This is a genomic window from Streptomyces odonnellii (genome assembly GCF_000981895.1).
In the GTDB taxonomy this organism is placed as follows: domain Bacteria; phylum Actinomycetota; class Actinomycetes; order Streptomycetales; family Streptomycetaceae; genus Streptomyces; species Streptomyces odonnellii.
This window is the reverse complement of record NZ_LATD01000276.1, coordinates 1-10338: the sequence shown is the minus strand read 5'-3', so window position 1 is coordinate 10338 and position 10338 is coordinate 1. Positions and strand designations below refer to the sequence as shown.

Annotated in this window: 12 protein-coding genes; 5 read left to right on the top strand and 7 right to left on the bottom strand. The window is 68.9% G+C overall.

Annotation, left to right across the window (positions count from 1 at the left end):
- The coding region (locus tag WH07_RS24345) for a purple acid phosphatase family protein (RefSeq protein WP_046503991.1) at window positions 1–1463 on the top strand (1463 nt) is incomplete at its 5' end.
- A gap of 70 nt (window positions 1464–1533) precedes the next feature.
- Here WH07_RS24345 and WH07_RS24340 read toward each other — a convergent pair.
- The 3 genes from WH07_RS24340 to WH07_RS24335 form a co-directional block, all read right to left on the bottom strand.
- Window positions 1534–2472: a MerR family transcriptional regulator gene (locus WH07_RS24340; RefSeq protein ID WP_046503982.1), complete on the bottom strand. Its 939-nt coding sequence runs from the start codon at window positions 2470–2472 to the stop codon at window positions 1534–1536.
- Window positions 2473–2667: 195 nt separating this feature from the next.
- A complete protein-coding gene (locus tag WH07_RS38010) occupies window positions 2668–2850 on the bottom strand; it encodes a DUF397 domain-containing protein (protein ID WP_332836370.1) in 183 nt (60 codons plus the stop codon).
- 10 nt (window positions 2851–2860) lie between these two features.
- Window positions 2861–3739: a helix-turn-helix domain-containing protein gene (locus WH07_RS24335; RefSeq protein ID WP_232789042.1), complete on the bottom strand. Its 879-nt coding sequence runs from the start codon at window positions 3737–3739 to the stop codon at window positions 2861–2863.
- A 239-nt stretch (window positions 3740–3978) separates the two neighbouring features.
- Here WH07_RS24335 and WH07_RS24330 point away from each other — a divergent pair, with 239 nt between their 5' ends.
- Window positions 3979–4389 carry an ATP-binding protein gene (locus WH07_RS24330; protein WP_269801387.1) on the top strand — a complete coding sequence of 137 codons (411 nt, stop codon included), beginning with the start codon at window positions 3979–3981 and terminating at the stop codon, window positions 4387–4389.
- Window positions 4389–5042 (top strand): hypothetical protein, encoded by a 654-nt coding sequence (locus WH07_RS24325; protein WP_232789040.1) that lies wholly within the window; start codon window positions 4389–4391, stop codon window positions 5040–5042. Before WH07_RS24330 ends, WH07_RS24325 begins: the two co-directional genes overlap by 1 nt.
- A gap of 212 nt (window positions 5043–5254) precedes the next feature.
- Here the strand turns inward: WH07_RS24325 and WH07_RS41805 are convergent, their stop codons facing one another.
- Window positions 5255–5383: a hypothetical protein gene (locus tag WH07_RS41805; RefSeq protein ID WP_106409672.1), complete on the bottom strand. Its 129-nt coding sequence runs from the start codon at window positions 5381–5383 to the stop codon at window positions 5255–5257.
- 283 nt (window positions 5384–5666) lie between these two features.
- Between WH07_RS41805 and WH07_RS24320 the strand changes: the two genes are divergently transcribed.
- Window positions 5667–6602 (top strand): aminoglycoside phosphotransferase/kinase family protein, encoded by a 936-nt coding sequence (locus tag WH07_RS24320; protein WP_046503977.1) that lies wholly within the window; start codon window positions 5667–5669, stop codon window positions 6600–6602.
- Window positions 6603–7086: 484 nt separating this feature from the next.
- Here the strand turns inward: WH07_RS24320 and WH07_RS24310 are convergent, their stop codons facing one another.
- Both WH07_RS24310 and WH07_RS24305 read right to left on the bottom strand, forming a co-directional pair.
- On the bottom strand, window positions 7087–7641 hold the full coding sequence (locus WH07_RS24310) for a hypothetical protein (protein ID WP_046503975.1): 555 nt from the start codon (window positions 7639–7641) through the stop codon (window positions 7087–7089).
- A 198-nt stretch (window positions 7642–7839) separates the two neighbouring features.
- A complete protein-coding gene (locus WH07_RS24305; RefSeq protein ID WP_046503972.1) occupies window positions 7840–8427 on the bottom strand; it encodes a TetR family transcriptional regulator in 588 nt (195 codons plus the stop codon).
- 95 nt (window positions 8428–8522) lie between these two features.
- On the opposite strand from WH07_RS24305, the gene WH07_RS24300 reads away from it, so the two are divergent.
- Window positions 8523–9566 carry an NAD(P)-dependent alcohol dehydrogenase gene (locus WH07_RS24300; protein ID WP_046503970.1) on the top strand — a complete coding sequence of 348 codons (1044 nt, stop codon included), beginning with the start codon at window positions 8523–8525 and terminating at the stop codon, window positions 9564–9566.
- A 116-nt stretch (window positions 9567–9682) separates the two neighbouring features.
- Here the strand turns inward: WH07_RS24300 and WH07_RS24295 are convergent, their stop codons facing one another.
- On the bottom strand, window positions 9683–10234 hold the full coding sequence (locus WH07_RS24295) for a GNAT family N-acetyltransferase (RefSeq protein ID WP_046503968.1): 552 nt from the start codon (window positions 10232–10234) through the stop codon (window positions 9683–9685).
- Window positions 10235–10338: the final 104 nt, after the last annotated feature.

Here is a 10338-nt window from a genome sequence, read left to right as displayed (position 1 = left end):
GGGCACTGGCGGCGGGCACGGTGGCAGGGGCGGGGCTGCTGGGTTCGAGCGCGGCACCCACCGGTGTTTCGCCGGTTTCCCTGGGGTCGCCCGTCACTCCCCGGGTGGACGGATCGCTGGTCGCGCCCTTCGGCCGGCATCTCGCCTTCGGCGCCGACCCGAGGACACAGATGACGGTCTCCTGGCAGGTGCCGTTCCGGGTGCGGAAGCCGTTCCTGCGCGTGGGGCTGAAGCCCTGGGAGCTGAGCCGGAAGATCGAGGCGGAGGTACGGCCGCTGCACACGCCGTCGCTGACGGACGAACTGCCCGCGGTGGACCAGTACTACCTTCATGTGCCGCTGGAACGGCTCCGCCCTGGCACGACGTACTACTACGGCGTGGGGCACGAGGGCTTCGACCCGGCCGACCCGCGCCGTGCGACCACGGTCTCGACCTTCCGTACCGCACCGGCCGCCGCCCGTACCGAGGCCTTCGTCTTCACCGCCTTCGGCGACCAGGGCGTCTCGTACGACGCGCTCGCCAACGACCAGGTGATCCTCGGTCAGAATCCGGCCTTCCATCTGCACGCGGGCGACATCTGCTACGCCGACAGCAGCGGCCGGGGCACCTCGTCCGACACGTATGACGCGCGGGTCTGGGACCAGTTCCTGGCGCAGACCGAGACGGTGGCCTCGCGAGTGCCCTGGATGGTGACGACCGGCAATCACGACATGGAGGCGTGGTACTCCCCCGACGGCTACGGCGGCCAGAACGCCCGCTGGACCCTGCCGGGCGGCGGCCCGGACCCGGTGAAGTCACCGGGCGTGTACTCCTTCACTTACGGCAATGTGGGCGTGGTGGCGCTGGACGCCAACGACGTCTCCCACGAGATCCGCGCCAACACCGGCTACACGGACGGCGCCCAGACCCGCTGGCTGGACGACCGCCTGGCCGCCCTGCGCGCGGACCGGGACATCGATTTCATCGTGGTCTTCTTCCACCACTGCGCCTTCTCGACGACCAGCGCGCACGCGTCGGACGGCGGGGTACGGGAGGCGTGGGTGCCGCTGTTCGACAAACACGGCGTCGATCTGGTCGTCAACGGCCACAACCACGTCTATGAACGCACCGACGCGCTCAGGTCCGGTACGGTACGGCGCCGCGTCGGCATCGGCGAGACCGTCGACTCCGTACGGGACGGCATCGTGTACGTCACGGCGGGCGGCGCGGGCAAGGCGCTCTACAGCTTTCCGTCCCCGGACAGCTACGAGGGCCATACGGCCGATGTGGAGTCCGTCGCTTCGTACCACTGGTCCGAGGAGGGCGCGAAGATCCCGGAAACGGTCGAGTGGTCGCGCGTCCGCTACACGGGCTTCTCGTTCCTGGCGGTGGAGGTGACGGCGGGGAGCCGGCCGAAGCTGGAGGTCACGGCGCTGGCCGAATCGGGCGCGAGGGTGGACCACTTCACGGTGACGCGGGGGTAGGCGCCTGCGAGGACATCGGGGGCCGAATGGTTGCCTGTGACAGGCACAGTCCCCGCTCACCGCTCACCGCTCACGGCCGGACGCGGACGCGGAGAGCGTGGATGGTCCAGTCGAGCGCGGGTTGCAGACTGTCCGGAGCGGGCCAGCCGTTGATCACCGCGAGAAGCCGGAGGTACCGCTCTCTGCGCGGGTCGTTCATGCTCTGCAGCCGGGCCAGCAATTGCAGGCCGGACCGGGCCTCGTCCTCGTGGTCGAGGAAACGCGCGCAGCGGCTCATGAGGTCCGAGACGACCGGGTCGGCTTCGGGTGACGCGGCGTCGACCCCGGCCACCAGCGCCGGGGCAACGCGGTCACGGACGGTCCCACTCAGATCACCCCGTAGCGTGGGCGGAACACCCCGTGTGCGCTCGGCCGCGAGATGCTCGGCCATGGCCCGTACATGCGCCCGGAAATCCGTGTCCTGTGCCAGTTCGGCCAGTTCCACCCACGCCTGTACCTGTTCCGGATCGGGGTCTTCGGGCAGTTCCGGGGTCATCGAGCACATGACCCCCGCGAAATCCCGATCGGCTCCCACACCGCCGAAGGCGGCGTCGAGAAAGTCGTCGATCAGTCGTCGGCGCTCGGCTTCGGACAGTTTGGCCAGCTTGTGCATGAGAGCGGTCTCCTCGGGGGTAGCGCGGCGCTCCGCCACGGCAGTCAGAACCGCGCGCCGCAGCCGCAGGACCCGGATCTGCATGTCCAGGGCCTCGACATGCGCTGCGGCGACCTCGGGCAGTGTCGGCTCCCGGTCCATGACCTGACGGATGGCAGTAAGCCCGAGCCCCAGGTCACGCAGGGTCCGGACCAGGTCCAGGCGTGCGACGGCGTCGTCCCCGTACAGTCGGTGGCCGGCCGGGCTGCGATCGACGGGCGGCACGATCCCGCAATCGGCATAGAACCGGATGGTCTTCACCGTGACCCCGGTCCGCCGAGCCAGCTCACCGATCGAGTAGAGCGCGTCGCGGTTCATGCCCCCAGCTTGGGGGCTCCCCTTAGGGGAGACGCAAGCCCGGTCCGCACGAGACGGCTGACGAAGCCTGCGTGCGTGAGGCGCTCATACGCCGCGCGAGCCCAAGGGCGACGGAACAGGGCCGGGGTGCGTGCCGCATCTGCTGGAAGTCCCAGAGGAGTTGGGCGTCGTACCAGTCCTGCGCGGAGGTCACGATCAGAGTTCGCCACCCTTGACTGCACCGACGAACACGGACCAGTCGCGTACGGGAAAGACGATCGCCGGACCGTGCGGAGCCTTGCTGTCACGAACGGGAACGCCAGCAACGTGTCCGTCCGACACTTCAAGACACGCTCCGTCTCCGTTGTCGCTGTAGCTCGACTTACGCCAGACAGCCATAACGGACGCGTCAGGAATCGCGTTCATCTTCATACCCTTTCAGGTATCCGCGGATCAAGTCTGTGGATTCATCACTTGTCAGAGCCAGTGAGCGAGCCAGATCAAACATCTCAGTCAGCTCAATCACCCTCTTCGTTGAATCTACCCCCTCACCGGACTTGAAGCTCTCGACCAGGGCAACCGTCCCGCCATCTTTCAAGGTCATGAGGGTCAAGCTCCCTCCCAGCATGGGATGCGCCCCTTTAACGAACGGGAGGACCTGAACCGTAGTGTGTGGCCGGGAGGCGATCTGCAACAAATAGGAGAGTTGCCCGGCCATACTCTTCGTATCGCCAATTGGGCGCCTTAGTGCCGCTTCATCCATAATTGCCCAACAGCGCGGCGGTTCAGCGCGTTCGAAAATGCGCTTCCTGCGCATACGAACGATGACTCGCTCGTTACGCTCATCCTCAGATTCGCCGGGAAGCGACCTTCGGAATAGCTCTCGCGCATAATCTTCTGTCTGGAAGAGTCCAGGGATGAGACTGCTCGTGAAGACCTGGATGCGTTCGGCCTCCGGCTCCTTGCTCACGAAAGTGCGACTATAGCTCGTAATCACAGATTCGTGCGCCATCTCTAGCAGTTCAGCCAACACCCCATCGGTGTCAAAAAACTTGTCCAGCGCGCTCACCAAGGCATCCGAGGGAAGCTGATCCCCCAACTCCACCCGGCCCAGGTAGCTGTGCGAGTAGCCGCCCACATGTTCGGAGAGTTGACGGAGCGACAGTTGCTTGCGCTCCCGCAGCCGACGCAGCCGCCTGCCGAGCCTCACACGCGGCGTGAGCTGGCCTGATTCGTTGTTCAGCTCCACTCCGGTCGAACCTTCTTTCGCGTAACTGGCCGTCTCCACCAGGTATTTGGTGACAGCTCAGACATGTGCCCAGTGCATCCGATGAGGGATCGTAGTAACCAACAGCAGCACACGCCACACGCAAAATCCAGACCCCCGCGACCGCGGCAACGGCCCGGGGGCGTGGCCCTCAACTAACCGGAGTTGATGACATGGTGAAGGATATCGCCCAATTCTTCGAGCCGTTCCGGCGGCGCTTATTTCCGGCCGAAGCCGCCCGGGGAAAGGGCGATTCCATTGTGCTGCGGTGGAGTCCACATCCGAGTTGTGTTGGGCTGGCGCGAGCCGAACTGCGCAAGGTGTTGGCGGATTGGGGGCTGGCCGAGCTGGAGGACTCCGCCCTGCTCGTCCTCTCCGAGTTGGTCACCAACGCGGCCCGGCACGCTCGGGTGTGCCACGACTGGGAGATCGAGACCCGTTACGTGCCGACGCCCGGCACCGTACGTATCGAGGTGCACGACGCGTCGCCCCGGAGGCCCGAGCCGCGGCCGGCCGATCCCGACGCCATCGACGGCCGGGGGCTGATCCTCGTCGCCGCGCTCGCGGACGACTGGGGGGTCACCGAACGGGACGACGGCGCGCCCGGCAAGGTCGTCTGGGCCGAGCTGTCGCTCCCGGCCGCGACGGGCACCTCCAGGGGTGCGTACTGATGGCGGCAACGGTGGCGCGGCCGGACATCGTGCCGTACATCGCGTCCTGGAGCGGGGAGAAGAAGGTCCCCGCGCTGGTCGTACCCAACCCCAGGGGTCCCGGCATCGGATACGCGGACGAACACTCGGTCGACCGTGATGCCAACGGCGTGCTGTGGAAGCGCGTCGGTGCGGGCCGGGGAAAGGGGCGGCCGGAGTTCGGGAAGGTGCACTCGCTGCGACAGCACCGCGCGATGCGGAAGCTGCTGTGCCAGGTGTGCGGCGGGGCGGCCGATCGTAACGAGGACGGGGTGCTGTGGCTGGTGGGCGACTACCCGGGCGACGCGGGCGGGGGTGCGGGCGGGTTCACCACCACCCATCCCCCGGTCTGCGCCCCCTGCGCCATCGCATCGGTACGGGCCTGCCCTCACCTGCGGAAACGCCATGTGGCATTACGGGCCGGGCTGGTCGTCACGGCCGGAGTACAGGGGATCGTGCACCGGCCCGGAGGGCTCTTCCCCGAGCCGTATGACGCGGGCGGCGTGCTGTACGACGACACCCGCATCCACTGGACCGTCGCGGCGCAACTGATGGTCACGCTGCGCCGCTGCACGGTCGTGGAGCTGGAGGCCGAGTACGCGCGGTACGCGGCCCAGGCCGGCCGGGTGCCCTAGGGCGTGTCTTCAAAGTCCCGTCTGCCCGGCGACGCCTGGCACGCACGCTCGCCGCGTTGTCGGGATCATCCAAGTACGTCCAGTACAAGGACGCCCCTCCGCCTTGCGATCGCACGCACCAGACGCCGCCGCGCCCGCCCTTCGGGCGGACGACGCTACTTTGAAGACACGCCCTAGGCACGCGGCGCCTGGGGCACGCCCGGCCAACGGCGTCAGTGGCCCGTCGCGCCGCCGTTGTCGCGGCGGTCCAGGGCGCGCTGGAGCGCGGCCGCGGCGTTCTTGCGGTCGGATTCGCTGGTACGGGAGGTGTGGCGGACACGGCGGACGGTCGTCTCGGCCATGGTGATCGACTCCTTGAGATAGCTGAACCACGCGGTGGGGTCACGGGATGCATCTACGAGGCGCCGGATGGGGCGGGGGGCCGTGCGCCGCAGGGGTTACCTGCCAGGGGCGCTGCCCTCGACCGCCATTCGCTGGATGGAGCGAGACGTTCGGCTCATTCCAAGCTAAGCGAGCGGCGGCGCCCTGTCTCTATATTTACTCGGACTTCCTACTATCTGAGACGGCACCCCCTCCCACCTGCGGCTGAGCAAGCCACGCCACGCCGGTCCTTAGTCTTGGCCCATGAAGGAAGACGGCGCGGTACTGTCCCAGGCGATCACGGCATGGTGCGGGCGCGAGCTGGGGGCCGTGCCTGTCGAGCGGCTGTTCGCCTCGGCGCAGACGTCGGAGGTGGCGGCGGTACGTCTGGACGACGGCCGCCGGGTCGTCATCAAGGCGCGGCCGGACGAGGCGGGCCGCGCCCGGTCCTGTGTCGAGGTGCAGCGAGCCCTCGCGGACAGCGGGTTTCCCTGCCCCCGGCCGCTGACCGCCGTCGCGGTGGTGGACCGCCGGGCGGTCCACGCCGAGCAGTGGTGCCCCGGGGGTGACATGCTGCGCGACGACGGGCCGGAGACCGCCGCCAAGTTCGCCGTTCTGCTCGCGACGCTGGTCACGCTGGCACGGAAGGTACGGGTCCGGCCGCCGCTGCCCAATCCGGTGTGGCTGCGCTGGGACCACGAGGAGCCGGGGCTCTGGCCCGCGTACGACTGGCACGACGCCCGGGCCGGCCTGGTCGCCGTACCGCAGGACCTCGAGCAGACCGTCGTACGCATACGGGCCCGGATGGCACGCGCCGCTTCGCTGGAGCGTACGGTCGGCCACGGGGACTGGGAGTCACAGAACATACGGTGGCGGGGCGGGGAGGCACACACGGTGCACGACTGGGACAGCCTGGCGTGGCTGCCGGAGGCGGCGATCGCGGGGGCCGCGTCCGGGGCCTTCGCCAGCACGGAGCACCCCACGCTCGCCCCGGTGGACAGCTCGGCGGCCTTCCTCGACGCCTATCAGGAGGCGCGGGGACGGGCGTTCACCAGTGAGGAGCGTCAGGTGGCCTGGGCGGCGAGCCTATGGCCGGCCGCACACAACGCCCGTACCGAGGTCCTGCACGGCAAGCCCCCGATCGCCCTGCACGCCCTGCGGAACCAGACCGACGAACGCCTGACACGCGCCGACGCATGAGCGTGCCGCGACTGTCGCCCTGAGCAATGGACAGACCCGTGAGACAGTCCCGGATCACAAAGGCCAGATTTGCAACAGCCACCTCTCCACGCCCTGAAAGTAGAGCTCCTGCCCGACAAGGGCGGCTGCCTCGGCCCGACCAGAACAGTGGACACGCACGCGGCAGGGGCCGGGGCGCAGAGTGAGCCCGTCTCCCACAGGTTCCCCATCCCACGTCCGAATCCAGAGGACACCGGAATCCGTAACGATGTCCTCGTCCTCGGAAACATCCCACGACTCCTCTTCGTGAGGTGGCTCCTCGTGCCAGACCTCGACGCGTACTTCCGGGTAGAAATCATTGCCACCCGTTGAGAGCAAGAGGCCGGCTCCGCCGGGAATCGCGATGCGTCCCCCGCTTGCCTGCTGCGCCCAATCAGCGGGGAGATCCAAAGCCTTGCCCTGTTCGACAACCTGGAACTGTCTGTACTCGATCCTCGGCTGTACATCAATGCCGCCAAGGCCTGTCCCGCACTGATCTCTGAGTGTCATACCTGCGATCTTCCAGGTCCGGGAACGGTGGCGTCTCGTCCATCGTCAGCAGCAGTCTCCGTGCTGGTTCGGCCTCTTCCGGTCGCATCGACGAGGCGAGGCCCTCGATGACCGGTCGGCCGGCGCGGACGGCTTCCCTGGCGGCCACCTCCCAGGCAGGCTGTTCCCGGAAGCCCGTACGCTTCGGGCCGCCGGCCGCTGCGGCCGACGAGTGCCATTGCTCGGTCCGGTAGATGCTCTCAAGCAGATCCAACAGCTCGGCCTTGCAGGACACGTGCGGGGCCCCGGCGAGTTCCAGGAGAAACAGGACCGTCGACGCGGTCGCCTCGCCGACTACGAACCCCAACGCGCAGATGCGGTCGCCGAGTTCGTCGATCGCGAGGCGGGCAGTGTCCTCGCCTCCGTACGCGATCCGGGAGAGCAGCGGCGGGATGTCCCCGGCGGGCAGCGGCCGTGCGTCGCGCAGTTCCCCCCAGCGGACGCCGGAGACGCCTCTCAACAGACTTCCCACGCACCGTCACCCTTCATAGGGCTCACGCCGACCCTGTCATCACACCATCAGCGTTCCGGGGCGGACAACCGGCCCGATCACTCGGCATTCCCGCTGCCCGTGGCCCGCTGGTCGTTCAGGTGGTCGGGGCGGGCCGCCCGGCTGGCTTAGGCCGAGGGCTCAGGCCGAGGCCGAGACCGACGAGACCGAGACCGAGCGTCAGTCGGCCGCCACGGCGCGCCGGACGCTCTCGCGGAGCAGCGTTCGACGCTGGTCGTGCACCTCGGGAGGCTCCTCGGCCGTCGCCGCGTAGACGTTGCTGACCGGGGACCAGGCCATGGACATGGCGATGACCATGGTCATCACGTCGAACGGGTCGCCCTGGCGCACCAGGCCGGCGGCCTGAGCCTCGGCGATGGCGAGCAGCTTGCGGTCGTCGAGGCGGTCACGGCTGTCCACCAGGTGCCCGGCCGGGCGGCGCTCCAGACGTACCCAGGTGGCCAGCCGGATGAGGTCGGGACGGCGGAGGTACTCGTCGTACAGGCGTACGGCCCAGTCCGCGAGGTCGGTGGCGTCGATCGGGACGACGTTCACGATCCGCTCCAGCGAGCCGAAGAAGATGGCGTCGAAGAGCCCTTCCTTGTTTCCGAAGTAGGCGTAGAGCTGCGCCTTGTTGGTGCGTGCGGCGACCACGATCCGCTCGATGCGCGCTCCGGCGATGCCGTGCTCGGCGAACTCCTGGGTCGCCACATCGAGGATGCGCCGGTACGTCGCCGCTCCACGCGGGTTCAGGGGCTGGTCGGCCATGCCCTCAGGCTACCGAACAGAACAGTTGGTTTGCCGAGCGGGGCGAATGCGTCTACCTTGAGGCAGACCGAACAGTCTGTTTAAGGAGATGTGCTGTGCGGACGACAACCGGCTGGCAGGCGGACGGCGCGACGGCGACGCTGCTGCGGACGACGCTGGAGCGGCGCGACCTGCGCCCCGACGACCTCGCGATACGGGTGGACTACTGCGGTGTCTGCCACACGGACCTGCACGCGGTCCGCGGTCATGACGGCGAGGAAAGCCGCCCCTTGGTACCGGGGCACGAGTTCACGGGCGTGGTGACCGAGACCGGGCCCGCGGTCACCGGCTTCTCCGTCGGTGACCCCGTGGCGGTCGGCAACATCGTCGATTCATGCGGCGAGTGTCCGATGTGCCGGGCGGGCCAGGAGAACTTCTGCCACACCTTCCCGACCTTGACCTACAGCGGCGTCGACCGGCACGACGGATCGACCACCTTGGGGGGCTACTCCCGTGAGTACGTGGTCCGCGACCGGTTCGCGTACCCGCTCCCCGCAGGTCTGGACCCGGCCGCCGCCGCTCCGCTGCTCTGCGCCGGGATCACCGTCTGGGAACCCCTGCACACCCTGGGCGTGGGCCCCCACAGCCGCGTCGCCGTGGCGGGACTGGGCGGCCTGGGTCATCTCGCGGTCAAGATCGCCGTGGCGCTCGGCGCCGACACTTCGGTCATCAGCCGCTCGCCCGACAAGGCCGACGACGCCCGCCGTCTCGGCGCCCACGGCCTCGTCGTCTCCACGGACCCGGAACAGATGGCCGGCGCCCGTGACCGGTTCGACGTCGTCATCGACACCATCTCCGCCCCGCACGACCTCGGCCCGTATCTGCGCCTGGTCGCCATGGACGGCACGCTCAGCCACCTCGGGCACCTCGGACCCGTCACCGTGGAGACCATGGACCTGCTCCTGGGGCGCAAGAAGCTCAGCTCCGCGGGCAGCGGCGGCAGGCCCGCGACCGCCGCCATGCTGGACTTCTGCGCCGAGCACGGCATCACCGCCGATATCGAACTGCTCCCCTCGGCGCGTGTGAACGAGGCCCTCGACCGGCTCGGACGCAACGACGTCCGCTACCGCTTCGTACTCGACATGTCCGACCTGGGCTGACCACCGCATGTCCGATCTGCGTCGGCCACCACACATCCGGCCCGCGTTGACCGCGACATGTCCGACACGACATGCCCGATCCGCGTCGACCGCGCGGCGGCCTCAACGGGCGGGCGCTAAAGCACATCCCCCTCGCGCCAGTCGAAGACCAGCGCGCCCGAAGTCCCCGGCAGCGGGCGCCCCGCGGCCGGGCGCAGGAATGCGGAGCCCTCCTCCTCCGGGAGGCGGATCAGCCCGCCGGGGGCGAGCGTCTCGATCGTGCCCTGCCAGAGGTGCCAGCCGCGCGAGCGGTAGAGGAAGGCGCCGGCGTCGGAGGCTGAGAGCGCTCCCAGGTCGTACGCGCCGTCGATCACGCGCTCCAGCGCCGCCATGACCCGGCCGCCGAGTCCCTGCCGGTGGCGGTCGGGCCGTACCGCCACGGACTCGACGTACCCGACGCGGTACGAGCGGCCCTCGTACAGCACCCGGCGCTGGATCACGCTGCCGTGCGCGAGGAACGCGCCGTCCGGCGCGCGTACGTACGCGTGGACGCCGCCGAGTCCGTGGTCCCAGTCCTCGTCCGTGAAACCGCTCTCGAAGACCGTGTCCATCAGGGCGCGTATCCCGGCGAGGTCCGCCGGGAGCAGTTCGAAGGTGTGGGCGGTGCGCAAGGGCTCCGGTTCCGTCATGCGCGCCACTCTCCCAGGGCGCGGCGCGGCCTTCCAGCGGCGCCGCGGATGTGGATCGCCCCCGTACCGGAAGGGGGAGCCGGTACGGGGGCGATCCACATCCG